The sequence below is a fragment of the Angustibacter sp. McL0619 genome (assembly GCF_049994355.1).
Lineage (GTDB): Bacteria > Actinomycetota > Actinomycetes > Actinomycetales > Angustibacteraceae > Angustibacter.
The window spans coordinates 767244-793691 of the sequence record NZ_CP188257.1 but is presented as its reverse complement, the minus strand read 5'-3'; the positions used below and the strand labels follow the sequence as shown (position 1 = coordinate 793691).

General features: G+C 72.4%; 1 protein-coding gene (cut by a window edge). It reads right to left on the bottom strand.

The genetic code is table 11. The features are described from left to right. A protein-coding gene (locus ACPPVT_RS03425) for a hypothetical protein (RefSeq protein WP_426565479.1) crosses the window boundary here: on the bottom strand, nt 1–26448 show its 5' portion. Its footprint begins 21165 nt before the window's first position; only the first 26448 of its 47613 coding nucleotides appear in the window; the start codon lies at nt 26446–26448; the stop codon falls past the left edge of the window.

The following is a 26448-nucleotide window of genomic DNA, read 5'->3' as shown; positions in this document are numbered from 1 at the left end:
CACCACCCGCACCACCCGCTCAGCCCCGACCGCCAACATCGCCGCCACGAACCCCACATCCAGCTCGGCCACCTCCTCAGCCAGCCCCGCGGGCAGCCGGACCTGCACCACCCCCTCCTGCTGGCTGAGCTCCACCTCCTCCAGCACCGCGGCGTCCGGGCCCACCCGCACCCCCAGCACCGGCTCGGCAGCCCCGTCCTGCCCACTCCACGTGGTCTGCAGCAACACCCCCGCCGCCTGCAACCGAGCCCGCAACCACCCCGGCGACCCCACCACCTCCCCCACCACCGGCGCCGCCAGCGGCTGCTCGCCCACTACCGGCAGCTGCCCGCTCACCACCGGCTCGCCAGGTTCGGGCAACGCGGTCAGGACGTCGCGCGGCAGCGTCGCCCGGTCACGCAGCGCGCTCATCACGATCAGCCAGCCCCGCAGGTTCGGACCGAACACGAGTCCCACCGCAAGGTCGGCGGCCGCTTCCGACTCTCCCCAGTGCGGTCCGCCCAGCTCCTGCATCGCCTGGCCCAGCTCGATGTCGGCCTCGACGCTGTCCACCGACCCGCGCGTCAACCGCACGGCCAGGGTGTGCAGGCGGCGCAGGCCGGACTCCAGCAGGTCAAGCGTCTGCTGGGCGGGCTGTACCAGCCCACCCTCCCCGAGCGGGTCGGACTCGAGGGCGGCGTCCAGCTCGCGCACCGCGGCCTCTCGGCCGGCAAGCAGCCCGGCCAGGCGCGTCGTGGCTTGGGTAGCCAGTCGGTCGAGCCGCATATGCATGGTCCAGACGTGCCGCAGCCAGTCGAGGTCGACGGACTCCAGCCGGGATCGGGCGCGAGCTTCGCGGTCATGAAGGTCCGCTCGGGACGGTCGCGGTCCGCGGCCGGGGTGATCGGGCTGTCCGGGCTGATCCGCAAGATCTGGGACTGACAACCACGCCGGCACCGCCGCCCGATCGTCGCCGTCGACGCTCAGGTAGGTGTCCGACTGGCCGCGTAGCACCGTCTCCAGGCCAGGCAACGGTATCGGCCGGCCCTGCCCGGGGTCCTCGCTGCCGTCGCCCGCCACGAGGTCCAGCACCCGGTCCACCATGAGCAGACCCTCTTGCGGCAGGACGTCCACGAACGCGGTCGACGGCGTAGCGAATGCCAAGATCAACGGGGCAGGCATATCACCCATCCGGTGAGCCTGGATGGCGCTCAGCACGCGCACTCGTCGCCACAGGGGTTCGGCGAAGAACTGCCGCTCGGCCGACAGCAGGTAGTCGTGCCACAACGCGGGGCTCAGAAGTCCGCGGAGCATCTGCTGGGGTCCATCGAGGTCCCCGCCCCGCAGCCAGGACCCTTGGACCACCTCGTGCAGTCGCTGGACCCAGTGCGGCGACGTCGACTCGCTTCGGCTCACCTGGGCGAGCACCTCGGCAGCCTGCACCCGGATCAGGGCAAGGGTCCCGCGCTGCAGGATCGCCCAGGCCTGCACCAGCGTCGCGAAGTCACCACTGGCGGCAAGGGTCGGACCGACGCGTTCCAGGGCGCTGTCGAAGTCGGTCTGGGTCTGCGCGTCGAACGCGGCCGCTTCCTGCGCGGATAACAACTGCAGGTCACCCGGCAGCTCGGCGGCCAGCTTGTACAGGATGTCGTGCGCCACAATGTCCTCCGACGCACCCACGAGTGCCTGAAGCAGGACGGCCCGCCCTCGACCGACGGTCAGGTTAAGGGCGCGCACGAGCATGGTGGCGTCGTCCATCATCCCGGCCAGCGCGACCCAGCCGTCGCGTCCAGGCTCGTCGCCCGCTCTGCCCAGGTTCTGTCGGGCTTGGCCCCGGTCCCAGCCGGCGGCGACCGTCGAGATCCCGCTATCCGATGCCTCCAGCTGCATCGGATCCTGGGTGTCGGGCCACCATGGCAGCAGGGCGAGCAGCAGCTCACCGTCCGGCTGGCCTCCGCTGGCGGCGAGCTCGGCGGCCGCGGCGAGCTCGCCCCGGCGCCCGGCGAGCCGGGCCGCGGCGAACAGCCGGGTGACCTGGCGCAGGTCCTCCTCCGCGCTCGGTGGGCGGACGGTGCGCAGGAAGGCGCCCTCGGCATCGCCCAGCACCGCCGCCCGATAGCGCCGGTCAGCCGGCAGGAGGCTGAGGTCCTGCTCTGGCCCGATCCTCGCTGCGTCCGAATCAGTGCTCTCTTCATCCGGATCGGCTCGGGTCAACAAGGTCACCTGCCGGTACCGGGGCAGCCCGTCCAGAGCCAGGTGGACCGCGCGAGTGAGGACCTCTGACGTGACGTCGTCGGTCTCCGGCAGCGGCGGCGGCGGGTCCTGCCGCACCCGGGCCAGCCACCGGCGCACGATGTCCGGCTGCTTGGTCAATTCCCGGCGAGCCGCAGCCACGTGGTCCGGCCAGTCCGGCCGGCGCAGCTCGTCAGGGGAAGGGGTGTCCAGGACGACGCCGCTCCCGGCGTCGACGTCGGCGTCCGTGTCGGTGTCGGCGTCGGCGTCCGTCACGGTGATCCCGCGGTGAAGAGCGACCAGCGCCGACTCGGCCCGGCCCACCAACCACTCAAAAGCCGACTCGGACCCGGTCACCTCCTGCGTCAGGATGGCTTCGGCGTAGAGCACGGCGGCCCGCACGTCCAGCATGCCCGCCGGATCCACGGCCGCCCGGGACAGCAGGTCATCGCTGACGACCGCCTTCACGATCGAGACCCGCTTCGCCCCGTCCACCCGGACCCTGCGGACCCCCTGGCTCAGGGTCTGGGCGACCTGTAGCACCGCACGGTGCACGTCCTGCTGCGGCTCGACCAGCCGGGACAGCACGCCCTCGCTGGGCCCGGTCAGCTCATGCTGGACCATCCACGCCAGCACCCACGGGTCGACCGGACCGGGGTCGGCGAGGGTGGCCGCCAACCGGTCCAGGACACCGTCTCGTGCCGCGTCCACCAGGGTGCGAACCAGGCGCCGGTAGGACTCGGTGCGCCTGACCTGGACCCGCCCGGCCAGCTGAGTCAGATCCATCAGGCGGGCCTCGTCGAATGCTTGCACCGTGTCCAGCGCAGCGGGATCCACCGGCTGACCGTCGTCCGGCCACTCCTCGGCCAACGCCTCGAGCAGGAACGGGTCATCCCCGGCCACTACCCCCTGGATGCTCTCGAAGGTGAGGTACCCGCGCCCGGCCAACGCCATCAGCAGCCGCGCCCCTTCGTCCCGCCCGCCGTCGTCGTGGTCCCGAGACGAACCCTGCCCGTCCGTGCGGCCCTGTTCGAAGCCGCCCGGGGATCCGCCCAACAGACCAGGCGATGGTGGGCGCCCGTCGCGGCGGGTCAACCCCAACAGATCACCGAACCGCTCCGCCACCACCACCGACGAGGCCTGCCGACCACCCTCCAGATAGGCCGCCACCGCCGCCACCGCCGCCTGGAACCGGTCCCGCTCCAACCGCTCACCCCCCGGCTCGGCAATCATCGCCGGCTCGACGAACACCCGCCGCAACCGCTGGTAGGCGACCTCCAGCGACGGCGAGCCCGACACGCCACCATCGACCACCGGGCCGCCGACCACCGCCCCATCGACCTGCACGGCCACTTCACCAGCACCGGCCGCCGTCACCACCCGCACCACCCGGCCCGACCCACTGGCCAGCATCGCCGCCACGAACCCCACATCCAGCCCGGCCACCGCCTGATCCAGGTCCCCTGCCGGAACCTGCCAGCCCGCCAACCGGACCTGCAGCACCCCCTCCTCCTCCACGTCCTCGAACTCCAGCTCATCCAGCACCGGAGCGTTCGCGTCCAGGAACCCCAGCACCGGCTCGGCCCCGCCCTGCCCACTCCAGGACGTCTCCATCAACCCCCCCGCCGCCTGCACCACATCCCGCAACCACCCCGGCGAACCCACAAACTCGCCCACCAGCTCGCCAGCAAGCTCGTCCATCAACTCGTCCACCGACGGCGCCGCCGGCACCTGCTCGCCCACCACCGGCGCGCTGACGTCCGGGGCCAGACGACGGTCCGTGGAGACCACGTCGGCCGGCAGCGTCGCCCGGTCACGCATCGCGCTCAACACCAGCAGCCAACCTCGCAGGTTCGGACTGCGCACCAGCTGGCGCGCCAGCTTCGCGGCGGCTTCCTTCTCCCCGGTGGTCACCCTGCCCACCGCCTGCCTGACGCGGAGCACCTCCCGCATCGCGTGGTCCAGCTCGCCTTCAGGATCGATGCTGTCCAGCGTCCCGCTCGTCAACTGCCCGGCCATGGTGTGCAGGCGACGGATGCCCGCCTCCACCCGATCGAGCCGGTCCTGCGCCTGCACGAGCCGCGAGGTTCCCGGCGCTGCGCTGTCCAGCTCCAGCCTGGCTGCGGACCTGGTGGCGAGGGCGAACGCCAGGAACATTTCGACGTGCGCGACGTGCCCTCGCAGGCGCAGCTGCATCGCCGAGACTCTGCGAAGCCACGGCAGATCGACCTGCTCCAACCTTGGCAAGACGCCGTCGGCTCGACTCTCGGCCTCCTCGGCGTTCAGAAGCGGTGGGACGAGCTGGTCATCCTCGACCGGGGTGCCGGAGGGAGCGAGCCAGGACGGCACCACCCCCCAGTTGGTCCGAATCAGTGCCCATACGCCCAGCTCGCCGCGCAGCACGGTGTCGGCGTCGGGGACCGGCAGCAACCGAACGTCGAACCCGTCGACACCTGCGTCGTCGAGCACGCGTTCCGCGACCAGTCGACTGGCCGCAATGACGGCCTCGCCGACCGCAGGCTGCTCCATGCGCTCTGGCGCGAACGTGGGCCAGGGCCGCTCCTCCCGCCATGCCTGAATGGAGGCCAGCACCTGCTCTCGGCGCGGCGGAGGCTCCAAGAGCAGCCGACCTTCGGCCCACAGCACGCGGTCGTGCCAGAGCTCGGGGCTGAGCACCGCCCGCGCGATCCGGTGCGGCCCGTCGACCGCCTCTTCCCGTAGCACACGGTCGGTGATCAGCTCGTGCAGACGCTGCTCCAGAGGCTGCTCCGTCGTTCCTTCGCGGCGCAGCCGTTCGAGCAGCTCAGCGGCCTCCACGCGAGCGGGTGCGAACTGCCAGCGATCCAGCAGCGTCCAGGCCTGGACCAGCAACGCGGGGTCGCCAGCAGACCACAGTGCCGAATTCACCTGCGCAAGGACAGCGCCGGTGTCCGTGCCCAAGTTCGTGTGGCTCCCATCGAACAGCAGAGCCTCGTCCCCGAAGAGCACCTGCAGCTCACCGGGCAGCTGCCCGAGGATGCCCAGCCGAAACTGCGGGTCCCATCCTCCCTGTTGCATGCCCGGCAGGGCCCCCAGGAGTTCCTCGCGACGATCCCACCGATCCGCGACAACCAGAGCCCGGACCAGCTGGGTCGTGTTATCCATCAGCCGAGCCAGTGCGAGCAAGCCCTCGCGACGCCGCTCGTACTGCGGTTCGCGAGGATCACCGGAAGGCGGCTCCCCGATGCGCTGGCTGGCCTGACCGGCGTCGTACTCGGCTGCCACCGTCGAGACCGTGAAGCCGGCTCCGCCTAGCCGGACCTGGCTCTGGGTGCCGATCCAGGCCGGCAGCAGGCCGAGCAGCAAGTCACCGGGGGGCAACGAGCCGGCCGCGAGCTGCTCTGCCGCAGCCTCGATCCGGTCCAGGCGCCGGGCCAACCCGCAATGCCGGGCCGCGGTCAACAGCCGCCTGACCTGCCGCAACTCCTCCGGGTAGCTCTGCGGGCGGGCCGCTCGCAGGAACACTCCGTCGGCATGGCCCAGGTAGACCGCCCACCGGCGCTGTCTGTCCTGCAGCTCACTCGCGCGGGCCAGGGCGCCCATTGGTGGCATGGCCTGGGCAGCCCTGACCATCAAGGACTCGCCAAGGTGTGAAGGAAGGCCCTGCAGGGCAAGGTCGACCGCGCGGACTGCAGCCGCCCCACCGATGTCGGTGGCAACCAGCCGAGGCTCAGGAAGATGATGCCAGGCCCGGCTGAGGTGTTCCCGAACGAACACCGGTTCCCGGGTGAGCACCTGACGGGCGGTGGTTACCTGCTCTCGCCACTGCGGCGCCTGGATCTGACCAGGATCCGGCCACGCCAGGACCCCCGGCCAAACCTCCTCATCGACATCCGGCTTGTCGACGGCCGAGTCCTCGTCCTCGTCCTCGTTGGTCGCCGTCGCCAGCTTGTCCGACCGCGCTTCGAAGGCTGCATGCATGTCCACGAGGACTGAGTGGACAATCCCCAGGTACGTGTCGAAGGCAGTCTGCAAACCGCGGTCCAGCAGCTCGCCGGCGAACAGCACCGCGGACCGGACCTCCACCATCGCCTGCGGGTCCACCGCGGCCCGCTCCAGCAGGTCCGCGCCCACCTCGACCTGAACCTCGGACCGGCCGTCTCGGTCGCGACGTTCCCCGCGGCTCACCTCGGACGCAAGCTCAAGCACCGCGGCGTCCACGTCCAGTTGCGGATCGGCCAGCCGGGACAGCGCCCCCTGCTCCGGCGCGGCCAGCTCGATCTCAACCATCCGATACACGTGGTCGGCGTCCGGGAAACCGCCTTCACCGACATGGACGACGGTCGCGATCAGATGCTCGTGGAAACCGGCCCGCGCCGCAGTAACCAACGTGCCCACCAGCCGGCGGTAGGACTCCCCACGCCTGGCCTGGACCCGATCGGCCAGACCCGACAGCACCCCCCGCAGGTCCGCGTCCAGCCCGCTCGCCCGCTCAACCCGTCCGCGGTCCACCAGCTCGCTGTCGTCCGGCCACCCCCGGGCCAGCGCCTCCAACAGGAACGGATCCCCGGTCAGCGCCGCCTGTCGTACCCCTTCATCGGTGAGGACGCCGCGCCTGGCCAGCGCCGTCAGCACCCGCCCCACCTGCTCGACCTGATCGGTACGACGCGTCAGCCCCAACAGATCTCCGAACCGGCCCACCACCGCACTCAGGTCCGCGCCACGGTAGCTACTCAGATAGCTCGCGGCCGCGTCCTGCACCTGCCCACGCAGATGCCCGTACGCCTGTCCGTCGCCCGGCCGCGCGGCCACCGGCGCCGGCACGAACGCCGCCACCACCGCCGTCACCACGAGCGCGGCCACGTCGTCGTTGTCCAAGCTCTCATCGAAGGGCCGTACCAGCGCGACCCGCTCGACGCCTTCCCCACGCGCCACCACCCGAACCTCACGCCCAGCAGCCATCGCCAGCACCGCGGCCGCGAACCCCACCTCCAGCTCGGTATCCGACGTTGAGGGCCAGTTCGAGAACCGCACCTCCAACGGATGCGACTCCACCTCGACTTCGACCCGGACGTCGTCCAGCACCGCCATCGCCGGAGCGAACCCTGGCATCCGCTCCGGCGCCACCCCCATCAGCTCTCCAGCCGCTCGCACCAGCGAGAGCACGACACCGTCTTGAGCTTCCGAGTCGCCCTGACCCTCCGAGTCGCCCTGACCCTGCGAGTCGCCCTGACCCTGCGAGTCGCCCTGACCCTGCGAGTCGCCCTGACCCTGCGAGTCGCCCTGACCCTGCGAGTCGCCCTGACCCTGCGAGTCGCCCTGACCCTGCGAGTCGCCCTGACCCTGCGAGTCGCCCTGACCCTGCGAGTCGCCCTGACCCTGCGAGTCGCCCTGACCCTGCGAGTCGCCCTGACCCTGCGAGTCGCCCTGACCCTGCGAGTCGCCCTGACCCTGCGAGTCGCCCTGACCCTGCGAGTCGCCCTGACCCTGCGAGTCGCCCTGACCCTGCGAGTCGCCCTGACCCTGCGAGTCGCCCTGACCCTGCGAGTCGCCCTGACCCTGCGAGTCGCCCTGACCCTGCGAGTCGCCCTGACCCTGCGAGTCGCCCTGACCCTCCGAGTCGCCCTGACCCTCCGAGTCGCCCTGACCCTCCGAGTCGCCCTGACCCTCCGAGTCGCCCTGACCCTCCGAGTCGCCCTGACCCTCCGAGTCGCCCTGACCCTCCGAGTCGCCCTGACCGGACCCTTGCACGGAAGGCGTCTGGCCGGCCGCAATCTGGGCCGCCCAAGCCGGGGCCTCGACGACGGCCTGGGCGCCGTCCGTCCACCACCTCAGCTCGCGGGCGAGCTCGAGCCACTGCAGACCGTCCCGGCTGCGCAGCAGGCGTCGCGCTTCAGCCCGAGCGAGACGCGTGCCAGGAAGACCAACGTCAGCAGCGGCGGCCAGGGTTCCGCGGGCCTGCAGCCGCCAGGCGGCGTTACGCAACTGCGCGGGCTGCCATGAGCCGTCCTGCAGGGCCATCGACCGAAGCTGCCCGAGCAACCCGTCCACCTCCGACAGCGCCTCCCGGGCCTGCGTCAGCCGTCGCTGCGCCCGGTTGAGCTGGGAAGCGGCATTGCCTTCGGCGACGCGCAAGTGCTTGATCCTGTCCTGAACCTCCGGGAGTGGCCCGGCCTCAAGGTCCGGCGCGGTGCCGCGTCCGATACCGCCCCAACGGCTGCGTCGCAGAGCGCGACGCAGGTCGACAGCGGAAGCGTGCACGCGTTCCTGAGCGGTTGCATAGTTGGCCTCGGCCTCGGCCAGCGCCTCGAGTGGCGCGGTACGCAGCAGGATGGCGCCGGCGATCACCCGCTCGGCGGCCACGAGCTCGCGGCTGGCCAGCCGGTGGGTCAGGTCGACATGCCGCAGCCACGCCTGGTAGCCGGGTCGGTCGTCGGGGGTCTCAGGTATATCCAGCAGCTGTCGACTTACGGCATTGAAGGCGCTCAGTCTCTGGTCTGGACCGAGTGCTTCGGCCGGCCGCCAGAGACGGCTGCCAAGCACCTGGTGCATGACGCCCGGCGACACCGTCGGTTCCGGCGGCCGCCGCGGCTCGTCGGCTCGACGCCACCAGTTCGGTACCTGCCCGGCGAGCGGGTCGCGCAGCGACCACATCCTGGGGAGGTGGTCGAACACGCTGGCCACCCCGGTGAGGCCGGCAGGCAAGCCTGAGGGCGAGGACTCGGACAACAGCGAGAGCTCCGGAGCCCGTACCCGCCACGGAGGTGCCCACCGAACACTGGCCATGCCGATCAGAGCGAACGCGAGGGACCCCAGGACCTCGGCGAACGGGGCGAGTGTCGAAGTAATGGCCCGTTCGCGCGCTAGCTCGGGGAACAGGTGCGGGTAGGCGGCTTCAACAGCTCCGGAATGTGCCTGCTCACCGAGGTAGCGAACACCTGCGGTCACGGCGCCAGACACGACAGCGCCGCCAAGGGACCACAGCCCGGCCTTGCGCACCCAACGGCGCAGCAGCGGGTTGGGCGCCCCGTGCCGCGCAACCATGGGCCACTGCTCGGGTGGCTGCGGCGCGCGATCACCCAGCATCGAGATGGCCAACAGCCGCGACTCGGGCGTCATCGTGCCCACTACGTCTTCGCCTGCGTCGTTGCCGGCCCGGAGCGTCTCGGCCTCCTGCTGACCCAGGGTGAGCACGGCCACGTCGTAGATGAGCCTGGCCCGGCGTTGACGCGTCTGCGCGAAGAAGTACCGTTCGGCGGAACGAACCCGCTCCTCCCACGCCACTGGATTGAGCGTTCGCTGACCCACCAACAGCGTCGCGTCAGGCCAGGGCTGGCTGAGCGGGCCCGCGCCAGCCGGCCGCCCGTTGGCCAGCTCCGCCGCCTGTACCCGCAGCTGCTCCAGGTGCAACCGCTCCAGATTCTGCATGCTGCGCAGCGTCTTGACGGCGAACAGGTCGCCGCTCGGGTCGTACACCGCCACCAGGTCCCTGGCACGCTGGGTAGCAGCTTCGGGCGCGACGTCCAGGCCGGTCTCCATCTGCACGTCGTAGCGAACGGCGTCCTGTGCCGTGCGGGTCTGCAGTCGGCCGGGGAGGGTCGAGGCCATCCGATAGAGCTGGACCGGGTTCAGCTCCTGCCCGGAGACCACCATCCGGATCTGTGCGACGAAACTTTCCACGATGTCGAGGTCGTCGGCGACGAGGAGCCCGCGCAGGAGCTGGGTGAGCTGGTCGGTCAAGTCGGCCAGCTCGAGCCAGGGTGCAGCGGTCGCAGTCGTCCACGCCGCTGTCGGCCACGCCGCGAGCCGGGCAGTTGCGGCCAACGCATCCCGGGATCGACGCGCGTCGCCGCCGCCGGTCGGCGGGTGCTGCGCTTGCAGCCAGTGCGGCACCAGGGCCAGCAGCAGCTCGGGATCCAGCTCCGCGCCGAGTGCAAGCCGCTCGGCCGCGACGTCCAGCTCGGGTGCGCGGCCGGCGAGACGGGCGGCAGTGAACAGCCGGGCAACCCGCGTGACCAGGGCAGCGCGCTCCGGGGGCCGCTGAGCCGCGGCGAAAGCGCCTCGCACGTGGGCGTACCGGGCTACATAGACTGCCCGTTGGAATGTCAGCTCGTCATCCGCGGCATAGCCGGCGCCGAGCATGAGGGCGGTCCGCACCGGATCCGGCAACTGGCGCAGCGCGGTCTGCGCCACCGCTCCCCTCGAGCCCAGGACGGAGAGCCGAGACGGTAGGCGGTCCTGGCTGACGTCCGAGGCGCCGGCAGCGATCCTGGGTTCGACGTGCTCGCGCAGCAGTCGGCGCCAGGCGTCGTGCTGACCGGTGTCGACCAGGTGGCCGGCCACCGCGATGACCGTCCGGACGTCATCCTGCCCGTCGGCCCGCGCCGCCCGACGAAACACGGTCCGGTCCAGCGTGGGCGGTGCCGCCGGTGACGGGCCGACTGCCGGGGAAGCGAGCTGGACGATCGCGAGGTGTGAGTCCTGCTCGGGGTCTGCAAGCTGGGAGCCGGCCACCGGCTCCGCAGCGCCAGCGCGTAGCAGGCGAGCCAGTCGATCCACGACCTGTGAACGCGGTGGGTGGCCCAGCACGACGTCACGGATCGCCACCAGCACCTCGTCCAGCCGACCGTCCTGGGCGGCCGCGAAGAGGGTGTTCGTCATCCGCTGGAACGCCTGCATCCGGCGAGCTTGCACCTGCTCAATGACGGCGGTCCACTGCCGTGCCATGGCCGGTGTCAGGCCCTGCGCCCAGGCCGACTGGTCCGCGGCCGGCTGCTCTGCGTCGCGTGGCCATGCGTCCGCGAGTCGCTGCAGCAGTAGGAGGTCCGGGCTGTGACCCAGCAACGCCCCGGCAGCCGCTTCGACCGTCACTCCGGCCAGCTCAAAGGCCGTGGCCAGCCGGGCCAGGTCGTCGGGCTCGAACGTCAGAGGATCCGCGCCGAGCGGCAACAGCGTCCTTGCGGGCTGGCTTCCGCCGGGTTGGCCATGCCGGTCAGTCAGTCGGAACAGCCCCGCCAGGTCACCGAAGCGCTGCACCACGGCGGTGCGGTCGGCTCCCGGATGCCCTGTCAGGTACTGCACCATCGCGGCGAGCACGGTGCGGCGCAGCGACATGCCATCCGGCAGGCCTGGGTCGCTGATCGTCGGCGGCAGGTCGAAGAGTTCACCGGCCAGATCGGCCACCGCGGTCTGCAGCGGCGTGGGGAACGTCGAGAACGGGTTGTCCGGCACCCCGCGGACCAGGACGGCCGCCCGCCCCCGGTCGGCGTCAAACGCGCCGTCCACGACGACGTCCACGACGACGGACACGTCGCGACCGGTGCCGGCTGCGAGCATGGCTGCGGCGAAACCGACGTCCAGCACGTCGGTGGACGTTCCCGCCTCGATCCGCCAGCTGGGCAACATCAGCTCGAGCCGTCCGTCCGGGCGCGCCCGCAGGTCCAGGTCGGCCAGCAGGTCGGCCTCGGGCGGCAACGGGACCTGAGTCAGGATCGACTCGACGGTCCACGCCGCTCCCAGCAGCTGTCCGGCCGCCTGGACGTGCAACCGGATCCAGTCCGGCGAGCCGGCGTCGCTGGGCGATCTGCTGGTGGTCGCGGCGACGAACGGGCCAGGGGCAGGCGCTGGCAGCAGCGGTGCACCGCGCTCGTGCACGGCGCGCATCAGCGACACCCAGTGCCGTCCGTCTGGTCCGCGCACCAGCCGACGGGCGCTCGCCCGGTCCTCATCGCTCGGCGCATCGCCCTTGCTGGACAGCAGCTCGAGGTCGGGTAGCCGCGCGAGAACGCCTGGTGGCACTGCCTGGTCCCGGGAACCCGCAGCCCAGCCGACCACTTGCTGCAGGTCGGCCATCGCGGCGTCAACGTCGCGCAGGTCCGACTCGGCCCCCGATCGCAGCAGCGCATCGCGGTCGCGATCGAGCTGCGCGCGCGCGGCCGCGTAGAGGTCGGACGCCGCGGCCCGGGCGCGTGGAACGACGGTCTTCGTCAGCCAGTCGAACATCGCCTGGGCCGCCAGCTCGGCCGCCGAGTCAGCCGCCGCGATGCGCCCGACGGCCGACGTCCGCGCGGCGAATAGGATGGCCAGCCGTCGTTCGGCCGCGTTCAGCTCGCGCTCGGCCACGACTTGGCTCTGCTGGACGTCTCGCAACCAGTCCTCGTACCGGCCGCGCGCCCTCGGATCCATCCCGTCGGCGTTCGACATGAGCTGCCCGAGGACGCGCTGCGCGGCTTCATCCACGGCCGCACGGCGGGCTAACGGCGCGAACTGCGGCCACTCCCCCAGGGCCCATTCGGACCAGCCCGGCGGTGTCGGCCTGAGCTCAGAGCCAGGCCCGGACGGCCCGATCAACGACTCGACCCACTCGGCACGGTCGAGGAACTGGCTGAGCGGCGCCGAGCTTGGCGGGGCATCGCCTGGCGTCGCAAGCGCCTCCGGCGGCCGGACCCTCCAGAGCCGGGCCGGCTGCTCAGGACGCGAAGGCCCGAGCCACGGCCAGAGGATTGGCGCCATGAGCTGGCCCAACGCCAGCCAGTAGGACCGCTGGCGGTCGGGATACGCCTTGTTCCAGACGTTGATTTCCACGGCTCGGAGGTACCCGGAAACGATCGACAGCCAGGGCAACGCGATCCCGGCGCGAACCATGAAGGCGCCCACGGATCGGGCCAGGGGCGGCTGCACCTCCCACGGCCAGGTGTCGAGCGGCGCCGCCCGCAGCTGCTCACCGAGCTGCGTCATTGCCAGCAACCTGGCCTCGGACGTGAACACCAGGTCGGTGGGTCTGAGCGGTGACGGCACGTTCGGCACAACATCCGGGAGGCGGCTGAGCAGCGCCCCCCGGTCCCGGTCGGACGGCGCGAACCAGCGTCGTTCGTTCTCCTGCCGCTGGACGTCCCAGGCCAACGGGCTCAACAGCCGCCGGCCCAGGGCCTGCGGCGGACTGACGACCAGGGAGTCCCCGGGCCAGGGCGGGGGGCCGACGGCAAGCGGGCCGAGAACGCGCGCACGTTCGGCCGGCAGATCCAGAGACTGCAGGCGCTGCCACGCCCGCAGGGATCCAAGGCTGAGCAGTCGCCGGTCGTTCAGCTCGACAACAGTTCGAACGGCGGCGATCGGGTCGACGTCGAGCCCGGTTCGTCGGCGGCGGTCGAACGTGCTGGCCTCGCGGGCCGAATCGGCCTGCAGCGGGCCAGGCAGCACGACGGCCAACTCGGCGAGCCGAGTGTGGGGCGCCGAGGCGTCGAGCTCCCGGGTCAGCTCAGCGGCCAGCACGTCGCGCAGGCCCACATTGTTGGCGGCGAGCACCGCACGGACGAGCTGGACCATGTCCGTGACGTGCATCGACAGCAGCCGCCACCCCTCGGTGTCCGCCGCCCGGCGCAGCCGCCACACCGACGAACCCCGGTCGCGAACCTCTAGCCGGTCCCGGGCAGCCCGGACGTCGGCAGCCCGGCCATCCCTGACCACCGAGTCGATCGCGCTCTCGGTGGCCACGAACCCTTGCGCCATGATCCAGTGGGGCACCAGGGCGAGGAGCAGGTCCGGGTCGGGATCGGCCCCGCGGGACAGCCCCGCGGCAGCGGCATCGAGCCACTCGGCTCGTCCCGCGGAGCGGGCCGCGGTGAACAGTCGAGCGATCCTGGCGACGTCGCTCTCGTGGCCCGGCGGCCGCAACGCCCGGACGAACAAGCCCTCGACGTGGGCCTGGTCGGCAACCCTCAGCACGGTCCGGTCCGGCATCAGCCTCAGGTCCGCGTCCGGACGCAAGACCCGAGCAAGCAGTGCGCCCCGAAGCGAGTCCGGCAGCTGGTCCAGCGCCGCTCGAGCGATGCCGGCGGCCAGTGCGAGGTCGACACTCGCGACGGTCTCCCGTTCGGGTCGAGTGTTCTGCAGCACCGCCAGCGCGCGGTCCGGATCGGCCTCGAGCGCACGGCGCGCCGAGGCCAGTCGGGCGGGCCAGGCCGCGGCGGCCGCGTCATCGGGCGGCGGGACGTCGAGCGGAGGAAGATCAGCGGCAGCCGGATCGGCGGCCTGCTCGGCGACCGCGACCAACCGTGGCCAGACGTACTCGCGGTGCAACTGACTCCACTGCCGGTCCAGGCCCTCGTCGAGCAGATAGCGGGCGACCGCCCTGGCCACCGGCAGGTCGACCACGCGGGCCACCGGCAGGTCGGGGTGAACGGTTTCGCCGGCTCGGTGCAGCAGGTGGGTGAGGGCCGGCTCAGACACCCGGTCGCCAGCGGTCACCTGCTGGGCCAGCTGCAGGGCGGCCAGTCGGGCATCCTCCTCGGGGTCGATCAGCAGCGGACGGGTCGCCAGCAGATCGTGCCGGCCGAGCGTGTCCAGCTCGAGCTCGGCAAGCTCGTGCACCACCGCAGGATCCGGCGTGCGCCCGGCGGCGAGACCGCGCAGCGCCAGCAACACGTCGTCCAGGACCTGGTCGTCGACGGCCCAGACGAGCGAGCCCACCATGCGCTCGGCACGCAGCGCCTGGACCTGGTCGACCAGCCCGGCGTCGATCTGGTCGGACAGAAACACGACGTCATCCGGGCCGAGGGCCTGCGCGCGCGCCAGGTCGGCCGGTCCCGGTCGACCGTCGTCCGGCCAAGCGTCGGCCAGCGCCGCGACCACCCGCGGGTCGACGGCGCTCCGCCCGGTCCCCTCGTCCGACGGGAGCTCGACGACAGTCACGGCGGCCCGGGTCATCGCCGCCAGCAACGTCGCCATGGTCGGGGTCGGGGTCGGTGTCGGTGTCGGTGTCGGGGCGTCGTGGTCGCGGGACGAGCCCTGCCGAGGGTCGCCGTCCCGACGTGGGCGCTGGTTACCGCCGCGGGACGTCCCGCCGAGCAGCCGGCCCGGCGAAGAATTCCGTTGCGGGAGCTGGTCGCTACTCAGCTGGACGTTGTCCAGCTGCCCGAGCAGCCGCTCCGCCGCCTCCAGCACCTGGATCGAGTTGCCGAGGTGCAGCCCGACCAGCGCCAGCACCTCCTCGCGCACCGTGTCGGCATCGGCAGCGACGCTGATCGATATGCCGCCGCGCTCACCAGCCGGTGAACCTGCGCGGACCTGCCACTGGTGGTGCGGTGACGGCTGCCCGGGAACTGCGTCCGCGACCGAGGGCTGGGTCACGACCCGGATCAGCAGCGGACGTCCCTCAGCGTCCGCGGAGCGGAACGGGCCAACGACCACGGGCTGGCTCAGCGCACTCATCAACGCGATGACGGCGTCGTTGCTGACCGGCTCGGTGCTCCCGTCCGCGGGCACCAGCTGTACCCGGACCGTCAGATCCACGACCTGGGCACGGACCTGGTTGCCGTCGTGCAGCTCGTAGGCGCGGACGTCGAAGCTACGCGCCCTGCCGCCGGGGAGCCAGGCCGTGCGGACGGCGGTCCCTGGCAGGTCTGCGGCGGCCGCCGACAGAGCACGCCGAACCGTGTCGCTGGTCGCGAGCGTCGCCAGCATCCAGTCCGGGTCCGTCGCGTCGACCGCACCGAGCGCGGCCGGCAGGCTGGCGAGCTCAGTCGGGTGCAGCGGCCCGTAGGCGACCCGGTAGCCCGCCTCCGACGGCTCGGCGGCGGTGGAGTGCAGCCGCCAGAATCGCGCATGGTCGAACACCAGCTGCGCGTAGTCCGAGGTGGGCGTGCCTGCACTGCCGAGCGGCAGGCCCAGCCGGTACCCCAGCAGCCGCTCCTGCACGATGGTCGGGTTCTCGTCGAGGGCGTACTCCCACGGCTGCATCGCCCTGCCGCGCGACTCGGCGTGCTCCACCACCACCTGCAGCGGGCCGCGAACGTCCTGGGCCCCGATCTCGAAAGCCATCCGCGGATCGAGGTGCCAAGGCACCCCGTCAAGGTGGACGACGCTGCTCGCCCAGGCGTGCGACGCGGTCTCGGCGACGTCGTCGAGGAAGCGGCTTCTGCGGTCGTCGTCCACCGACGGGTCCGGCAGCACCCTGGTGGTCGGCTGCAGGATCATGGTCGGCGTCTGGCCGCGGATGCCGGTGGCGTCCAGCGCATAGCCCGGTGCCAGCACCTGACCGGACAACGGCACGACCCAGCTCGCCGCCTCCACGTGGAAGGACGCGCGAGCGTTCGGGCCGCCCGCCGCGATCGCCGGGGCGCCGTCGAGCGCCGCCGCGAGGATTCCCAGCAGGTCCTCCGCCGAGGGCGCCAGGAACCGCTGCCGAAGGTCGACCAGATTGTCGGCCATCAGCTCGAGGGGGCTGTGCACTCCCGTCGGTCGCAGGGCCACCGGTGCATCGGGTCCGGCCGGCTGCTTGCGCGCGCCCAGCCAAGGCGCGCGCAGCAGGTCCTCTTCGGGTCGGGGGTAGCGATCGGGCAACCCCAACATGTGGCCCAGCTCGTGGGCCAGTACCTCGTACCCGACGTCGGCCGCCACATTGAACTCCGCGGAGCGGGCCATCTCCTGGGTCACGAACAGCACGCGATGGGCGTCCTGCAGCGACCGGGCCCGGACCCAACGGGCCCGCACGACGGTCGGCTGCCCGCGCCACGGCACCGGCTCGGTCTGGGAGAACACTCGCCGGGCGGCCCGGTCCAGGTCGGCCGCGATGCGGTCGAGCTGGGCGTCGGTGACCTCTGCGGTCGCGGTGACCGAGCGGGCCAGGAGAACACGCACGACGACCTCGACCACGGTGACCTCCCGCCCCGACGCCTGGTCGACGGCGGTCGCCGTCCGCACGTCGAACGGCGTGTCCTCGGTGGCGACCACGGTGGGCAGGAGCCGACCGACGCCTTGGAACCCTTCCGGGGCACCGATTTCGGTCGTGCGGGACCTTCCGTCGGCCGCGAGGCGATGCGAGTGGACCACCCGCCGGGTGACGCGGACCCCCGCGAGCGCCGAGTCGATCGCCTGCTCAAGCAGCGGAGTCAGCCTGGGCAGCGCTGCGCGCTCCAGCTCGGTGATGATCCGCCGGACCGTGTGGTCCTCCGGCGCGCGCAGCAAAGCCGCCTGGTCCTCGATCGGCGGCACCCCGGTCCCGCGCCAGAACCGGGCGACTCGCTCGCGGTACCCCGGGTCGTCCAGTCCGTCGTCCGCGCGGAAGACCAGGACGTGCCGGACGCCGTCCACCCGGGCGAGCGGCGTCGCCGACGTCAGGGCGCGGGCGTGCTCCATGAGCCGATCGGTCGCGTCCGGCGCGACCTGCCAGCCGTCACGGCCGTTCGTGGTGGCCAGCATGGTGCGGCCCAGCACGACCTCGACCACGACCACGCGCTCACCGGTGCGATCGTGGCGGACCTGATAGCGCCGCGCGCTGAGATCGGCGTGTCCGCTCAGCCTCGGCTGGTCGGTCACCAGCGCCAGCGGGACGGCGCGGGCGAGCTCGGGCGTGAACGGCCGAAGGCCGTCGACCTGGGTCGCCAGCTCCTGGCGCCAGCCTTCGGCCGTCGGCGCCGACCAGGGCATCCAGCTGCCGGCTGCGGTCACCGCCGGTGCGGCGACCCACGCCGACTCGTGGACCGTCGGGACGCCGTAGGGATGCTCTCTCCCGGCCCACCACTGTTCGACGAGGTCCACCGCCTCGGCGGCGGACAGCGCCTGGCCTCCCGGGCCGGCCAGCCCGAACCCGGACCGCAGGACGTCGTCGAGCTGGTCGTCGGAGGCATCCAGCGGCAGCGCGCGACCGGGCACCGTCTCGGGCGACGCACCGGCCGGCAGGACCACGACCTGGCCGTGCACCGGCCCGGCCAGCCTGCCGATGCCAGCCCCCAGGACACCGTCCCACCGCAACACGACGTAGCGACCCGCGCTGAACGGGCGGCCCGGCTCGTTGTCACCCGGGACCCACTGGATACCGGTCGTCTCGGACGCCGCCTCGGAACGGGCCAGCAGCCGATCCCCCAGCGCCGCGACGTCGGCGGGAGGGACGTCCTGCTCGGCGCCGGGCAGCGGTACCAGGCGGTCCCGGTGGGTCACCTCGAACACCTCAGGGAGCGGGCCGCCGTCCGGCTGGGGTCGCTGCCGGCGCACCTCGAAGGCGCGCTCGCCGTACCGACCGTGCACGGACGCCAGCCCGGAGACCTGGGTGGCCGGTTCGAGCTCGGCCACCGGCGCCGGCCCGTCGCCCAGACCGGCGAGCTCGCCGAACACGCTGGAAACGTACTTTTGGTCTGCGTTCGGGTGGTCGATCAGATAGTCCTGCACGAGCTCCTCGGTGCGCTGTCGCGTCGAGAAGTTTGTGATGGCCGGCTCACCGAACAGCCGCTCCATCGTCCGGGCGATGCCCCCTGCCGCCGCTGCCACCGGATCCTCGTCGAACTGGACGCCCGCCTCACGCACGTCTGCCTCGGCGTCGAGCGCTCCCCCATACCGGCGGTCGATGCGGACGTGGACGGCGTGTCCCAGTTCGCCGGACACCTGCCTGGCCAGCCAGGCGGCCTCGAGGGCGTCGACGCCCAGCGGCGTGGCGCCGTCCCAGTCCTCGCTGACCTGGTGCTGAACCCACTCGCTGACCTGGAGCCGAACCCAGCCGTCGACGAGGTCGACGTTCAGCGACCACACCCGCCGCCAGTCGTCGGTCGGGCGAGCCAACGCTGCGGGGCGCCGGCGCCAGATCGCCGCCAGAGCTGACTCCGCGACCTGACGCGGCCGCCCGCCCTCCGGGTGCACACGGGGCTGCAGGGCGCCGAGGGCACCGAACCGGCGGACGATCTCGGAGCGGTCCGCGTCGGGGTACGCGATGGCGAACAGCGCCATGGCCCACACGACCGTCTTCACGTCCGGTCCGGTGTCGATGAACGCGAGTTCGTCTTCCCGCGTGTCGAGGATGAACCACCCACGCGCGCGGTGAGCCATCTCGGCCAGCGCGGGATGGGCCCAGCTCAGGTCGAACTCGTCGACTTGGGGCCATCCGCCTGGCGGCGGCCCGATGGTCACGGACTCGCTCGCCACCTGGGGGGTGACGACCGAGCCGATCCAGACAGGACGACGCAGGTCGCTGGCGATCATGCTCGCCACGTACCCGACGGTCAACCGGTCGGCGGACGCGTCCACCACGGAACGCAGTCCGATCATGACCCCGCCCGCGTCGGTCGTCTCGACCGTGACCCGATCGAACTCCTCGTCGGGGGCGTCGACTGCCGACAGCGATTCTCGGTACAGCCGACTGACGCGGTCATCGTCCTCGCGTCGGCCGGCCAACGCTTCGGGATCGGTGAACACCAGCTCGGGAACCGACCGGGCGAGCTCACCCCGGCTCAGTGCGACACCGGAATAGTGCCCACCTCCTGTCCCTGAGCGCAGGACGACGACGGGGCGCTGGTCCGATCGCCCAACCGGTTGCGGCCCGGAGTCGTCGACGACGACGAGCCGCCGCCCGAGGCCGTCCGCGATGAGCGTGGGCATGAGGTCGCCGAGCCGATCGGCCCAGAACCCGGGCGTGCGCAGCGCTCTGGCGGCGTCGGCCAGATCGGCACCATCTGTGAGGAAGGGTTGGTAGTGGTCCCACTCGCGCTCGAGCTGACCGGCCGCCAGCTCCCGCAACTGCCCAACCGTGGGCGCGAGCTCGCCACTGGCGAGAAGCGAGGCCGCGACGGCGGACGGAACACAGTCCCCATCCGCTGGTACGGGCACCGCCACCAGGCCGCGAGCGCCCAGCCAGTCGAGCGGGCCAGGCTCTGCGGGAATGTCCCGCTCCAGGGCCCCCGGAAGGCCCAAGGGAGGCGGCGGGCTGTGCAGCTCTGTGCTCGCGGTCTCGTGCAGCCCGTGCAGCCAGTCGAGCACTTCGGAAGTCTGGCCGCGAGTGTGTTCCTGGAGCAGGTCCATGGCGAACACGGCGCTGAACTGCAGTCGCAGTCTGACCAGGCTGTCGACGTCCGCCCTGCTGGCACGTCGATGCAAGCGGCGCAGCTCCCTTGCCAAGTGCCGCAGGATGCGGCCGTCGGCGCTCGCCGTGCGCAGATGCTGGAACTGCCTTCCCGACGGGCCATCGTCCGGAACCGCCGCTGTGACGAGGTCACGCAGGAGGTCCTCGATTTCGGTCGCGGTCGACTTGCCGTTCTCCAGGGTGCCCAGCAGCAGCAGGAGCCCGTCCCGTTGAGGCTCGGCCTCCTCGCCCACCTCCTCGCCGGCCTCCTCGCCCATGTCATAGTCGACCTCCTCGCCGTCCTCGCCCTCCTCCATCAGCTCCTCGCCCACCTCCTCGCCCACCTCCTCGCCCACCTCCTCGACGGGGGCGATCGATGCGCGCAGTTGCAGCGGAGGCAACGCGCTCGAGTCGGACCAGTCGGTCCGCACCTCGACGCTGGCGGCGAGCATCAGCAGGGCCAGCTCCTGGAGCTCAGCCGGCAGACCCGCAGCAGTCGTCGACATGCCGGACGCGAGGGCATCGGCGGTCGGCGCCGCGTCATGGGTCGCGGGGTAGCGGGGCGGCGCCGGGTAGCTGGGGGGGAGGTCGAGGTACCCCGGCGGCGCTTCCTGCAGGACTGCGGTCACCAGCACTGGGTCTCGCTGCGCCCAACGAAGCCCTCCTTCGAGCAGGTCATCAAGCTCGTTCGGCCGCACTGCGGCGAGGTCTGCCTCCGCGCGGGCCACCTCCTCGGGCAGCCGCCCAGACTCGTGCAGCAGCGCCACCTCACGCTCCACCTCGGAGCGAGCCGCCGGCGACAGGTCGGACCCGGCGCGGCCGGTCTGGTGACGGGCCCAGGCGCGGGCGTAGAGGACTGCCACCTGCTCGTGCAGCAGGGCCAGGCTCAGGTGGGCGCTCACGATCTCGGCCACTACGTCATCGAACGGCAGGATGGTGGCTGGGTGCGGCACCAGATCGGGTGCGACGGCGCGGGAGCGCGACCACACCGTCCGAATCAGGTCGTACGCCTCAGCCGCTGTTGTCTGCGGTCGCACGGCGAGCTCGGCGCAGACGAGACCGGCGAGCTCGCGCAGCCGCTGAGGCGGGCCGCTCGATCCCCGGAGTCGGTCCGCGATCGTCGCCGGGCGCTCCATCAGCAGGCGGTTCCCGGTGCTGGCGAGGAACGAGTCCACCAGATCACGCGCCAGCAGCGGCAGCAGCGGCTCAACGTCCTGCTCGTCGTCGGCGAACTCGACGTCATCCACCAGCTCGTGACGGTCGGCGACGCGTGCGACCGCGGACAGCACCAGGGCCTGGATCAGCTCAGGCAGGGACTCGACGTCCACCGGCACGCGGCCGAGCCGACGCTCTGCTTCGGCCAGGCCGGTACGAACGGCTCTCTCGAAGGCTCGATGGTGTGCGCCGTGCTCGCTCGCCGTCCCGGCGTCGCCCGTGGTCAGGGCCGGCCGCACCGCCAGGTAGGTCGCCTGCGCGTCCGCCGATCCGACCCGCAGCACCGAGGCGAGCGGCCTCTCCTCCGGGCCGACCGCGCGTACCGTCCCGTCCGGGTCGACCACCTGGAGCCGCGTCGACAGGGCATCCGCCAGCAGGGTCTGCACGACGTCGTCTAGCCGTGGGTCGTCTGCGGCCTGGTCCCGGACCGACCGCAAGGCGGTCGTCCTATCGAGGCCGGCCTGACGGACCTGTGCCTCGAAGCCGTTCCATCGGGTCTCCAGCGCGGCGGCCGCAGCGGCCCGCAGGGCTTCGGGTGAGGTGGCCGCCGCGCGCTGCACCCCGAGAGCGGCGGAGATCGCGGCGAACAGCCGGTCGGGGCCGTGCGCTACCGGCACCACTTCCATCCCCGACGTCTGCACCCAGGACCGCTGGGCGTCAGTCGGCTCCGGCAGCCTCACCTCGGACGGGCGGCTGTCCTCGACCTCCATCACGACGTCGTCGTCGGGAGCCGGGACGCCGTTACCGCCGCCCGGTAGGCCAGGTGGCGTGCGGTCGGTCCTGAGCGGTAGTCCGGCGAGGTCCCCGAAGCGCTGGACGACGGTGGGCAGGTCGGCGTCGGGGTGCGTGCGCAGGTAGCCGACCATCGCGGACAGGGTGGTGCTGCGCAGCTCGGCGCGGGCGCGTTCGGGGCCAGGCTCGGTGATCACGGGTGGCAGGTCGAACAGCCGCTGGGCGACGACCGCGACCTGACGCTCAAGTGCGCTCGGTCGTCCCGCCGCTGCGTCGGCTTCGGCCGTGGTCGGGGCGCCGGGCTGGGGATGCGACGGTTCCACGTCCACGCGCACCGGGCTCGGGCCGCCATCGGCGACCACCTCAACTGAACGACCGGACGCCGCCGCGAGCATCGCGGCCACATACCCCAGGTCCAGGGGCTCGGCCGGGCCCGGCACGTGCACCTGCAGCGACCCGTCCGGGCCGTCCTCCAACCGCAGCTGGGGCTCGACCGAGAGCCCGTCACCCAGCGTCGCGGGCTGGGGCTCGACGGACATCCCCGATCCGGCGACGGGCGGCAGGTCGAGGTCCAGCTGCTGGGCGGCCTGGTGCACCCACTGGTGCACCGACGGCTGCACCGTCACCCCACCCGAGTCGACCAACGTCGCCGAGGTGTCCGCGGAGGTCACCGACGCGGAGCCGAAGCCATGCAACGCCCGCCACCGCTCGGTCCCGGACGTGGGGGTGGCCATCGCAGCGACCGGGCGCTCGCCTCGCAGCGCGGCACGCATCACCTCCTGGCGTTGGTCCGGGGACAGCTCCCAGAACCAGCGCTCGGCGGCCTCCACCCGGTCCTGCCAGGCGGCCGGGCTGAGCAGCACACGGCCCAGGGCGTCCGTCTCCCACGGGCTGTGCGGCGAGGCCGGCCCGGTCCCGGTCGCCAGCTCCAGCGCGCGCACCCGCAGCGGCTCCAGGTGCTGAACGGTCAGGGCGCGCCACTGCCGCAACCGACCAATGAACCGGGGTTGCGCGGAGTGGTCCAGCGCGGATCGCAAGGCCGGCTCGGGGTCGACTTCCATCCCGGTTCGCAGCTCGGCGTCGTACCGGATGCTGGCCGTCGCGGACTGCGACTGAAGACGGCCCGGCAGCAGCGCCGCCAGGTGGTGCAGGTGGTCCAGGTCCGGTGAACGGGTGGCGTCGATCAGCGCGGCCTCCAGGACGCCGAGGAGTCCTTGCTGCTGGGCGACCAGGAACGCGCGGGCGAGCTGGCTGGCCTCGTCCACCGTGCGTGCCAAGGCATCCAGGACGTGCGCGGGCCGGCCGGTCAACACCCGCCTGAGCCGCGCCAGCTCGTCGGGCGGTGACTGCGCCGCCAGCCGTGCGGCGTCGGGGTGCCATTCACGCACTCCGCGTTGGGAGGCCGGCCAGTTCTCGACCCAGCGCCTCAGCGGCGCGGGCCGAGGAACGTCACCAGCGGCAACCAGATCCACCGACTCCTGGAGGTGGTGGGCGGAGAGCCCGGCCAGCTGCGTAGCGATGGCCAGCCGCTCGACAACTTCGGCAGCGCGGCTCTCGTCGGGCGGCCGGGCGGCCGCGGCGAGCAGGCCGCGGTGGTGGGCCGCGCGGGCCAGCCGGACGACGTCCCTGCCCTCGGTGCGCCGCAGCCAGTCCTGCATGTCTGGCGGCAGCTGGTCCAGGGCGGTCCGGGCCATCGCGTCTCGCACGTCGGTGACCAGCTGTGCCTCGCCGCGCCGGGCCGGCGCCGCTGGCCCGTCTGCCGGGTCAGCGATCAGGTCAGTGATCGGGCGGTCCAGGGTCGTCATCAGGGTCTGCCAGTGTGGGCTCAGGTCGTGGCCAACCAGGTAGTCCGCCACCCAGGCTGCCGTCGGCAGGTCGGGCGGGGCGGCGGCCCGCAGCAGCACGTCGTCGTGGATCCGCTGGTTCCTCCGGGACGCCCGGGCCAGCTGGGTGACCGCGTGCTGCACGTCGGCCTCCGGGTCGGCCAGCAGGGGCCGGACCACGGCCGGGCCGTACTGTCCCGCCCTGAGCTCGCGCAGCCGGTGCAGCTGCGCAGGATCGAGGGCCCGACCCTCGGCAAGGTCCTGCACCGCGGCCAGCGCGTCGTCCAGCAGCCCTGCCCGGCCCATCGTGGCCAGCGAGGCGATCATCGTCCGTCGGTCCGGCCCGCGCACCAGCGACACCCGTTCGACCAGCTCGGACAGCCCCCGGATCTCGTTGCGGCTCAACCGGCCCAACTCGTCAAGGGCGTCGGGGGGCATCGACTCGTCGTCCGCCGGCCAGGCGCCGGCCAGTTCGTCCAGGATCGCCTGGTCCGGCTCCGGCAGCGGACCCCGCGCATCAGGACCAACCCCCAGCGAGGCCGCGGTCAGCCCTCTCCGGTTCATCGCGCTCAACACCGCCGCCAGGTCGCGGGGAGCGGCGGGGTGCAGCAGCAGGTCGTCCTGGATCGGGTCGTGGTGACGGGAGGAGCCCTGCCCGGCCGGCCAGCCCGCCGAGTCGGCCGGGTCGGCTCCGCCGCGCAGACCGGGGCGGCCTTGGCTGTCCCGGCGAGCCAGGCCAGCCAGCTCACCAAAACGCTCCACCACCGCTTGAGCGTCGGCGCTGGGGTGCGTGCGCAGGTAGCCGACCATCGCGGACAGGGTGGTGCTGCGCAGCTCGGCGCGGGCGCGTTCGGGGCCAGGCTCGGTGATCACGGGTGGCAGGTCGAACAGCCGCTGGGCGACGACCGCGACCTGACGCTCAAGTGCGCTCGGTCGTCCCGCCGCTGCGTCGGCTTCGGCCGTGGTCGGGGCGCCGGGCTGGGGATGCGACGGTTCCACGTCCACGCGCACCGGGCTCGGGCCGCCATCGGCGACCACCTCAACTGAACGACCGGACGCCGCCGCGAGCATCGCGGCCACATACCCCAGGTCCAGGGACCCGACCCGGCCCGGCACGTGCACCTGCAGCGACCCGTCCGGGCCGTCCCCCAACCGCAGCTGCGCGCCCACCGAGAGCCCGTCACCCAGCGTCGCGGGCTGGGGCTCGACGGACATTGCCGATCCGGCGACCGGCGGCAGGTCGAGGTCCAGCTGCTGGGCGGCCTGGTGCACCCACTGGTGCACCGACGGCTGCACCGTCACCCCATCCGAGTCGACCGATGTAGCCGAGGTGTCCACGGTGTCCGCGGAGGTCACCGACGCGGAGTCGGAGTCGCTGTGGCTGCCGGTGTCGCTGCCGGTGTCGCTGGGGACAGATTCGGCCGGGTGGTGGTGTCCGGTGGCAGCGAGAACGTCGGGGGCCTGCGGCGATGGCGGCGGCGATGGCTGCGGCGATGCCAGCTGGTCCGCCGACGCGTCGGCAGTGACCCCGCCCGGGTCGACCGATGTCGCCGAGGTGTCCGAGGTGTCCGAGGTGTCCGAGGTGTCCGTGGAGGTCACCGACGCGGAGTCGGTGTCGCTGCTGGTGTCGCTGCCGGCGTGGCTGGGGACGGATTCGGCCGACACATGGTGCGCGGTGGCAGCGACACCGTCGGGGGCCTGCAGGGACGGTGTGGCCGGGTCGGCCACCTCCGGTGCCACTGCTGGTCCGGCGGTCGGCGCCGCGCTGGGGTCGGTGGTGGGTAGCGCGGTCGGCGCTGCGCTGGGGTCGGTGGCGGGTGGGGCGGTCGGCGCGTCAACCGGTCCGGCTGCCGGTGCGGGACTGTCCAAGATCTGGGCGATCTGGGGACTCAGCGGAAACTCGGGGATGTCGGGGATGTCGGGGATCTGCGGGGCGTCGGGGCCCTCGGTCGTCGCGGCGCCATGGACCCCACCCCGGTGGCCCAGCTTGTGACCGGCGATCGAAGCCATTCCCTCGACACCCCCGGAGGTCGCGTCATACCAACCGGTCGACGGATCACCGGACGCCGCCAACCCGGCCGCGGCGCCACCGACCATCTCGCCCGCGCTCTCGGCGGCCAGCTCCGCGCCGTGCTCGATCAGCTCCTCCGACACCCCAGCCGCGCGGGCCAACCCAGCCAGAACCTGAGCGGCCGGGCCGACCGTGGCGATCACCGCCAGCCCAGCCACCGCACCCTGCTCGGCCGCGCCCGCCAGCTCCCCGACGTCGAAGCCGTCCCGGGTGCCGTCGGCCATCTGCAGCAGCTGCACGGTCCCGTCCATGCCCGCCTGGAAACCGACCATGTACGCCTCGGACCGCAACGCGCCCACCCCGAACGACCGGATCCCCTCAGCGATCTGCAACAGCTGCCGAGAGGCATCCATCGCCAACCGCAACCCGGCGTCGAAAACCGCCATCTGCGCCTCGGACCGCAACGCGCCCATCGCGAACGAGCGCACCGAAGCCCGCACCGAAGCCGCCGCCACCTCCCGCGCCGCCGCCTCCCGCGCCGCCGCCCCCACCGGGTCAAAAAACGACTCCACATAGGCACTGACCAGCTCGAACAACAGATACAGCATCGTCAAATAGCAGTTCCAGTTCAGCTGGGTCACCTGGGTGGCCAT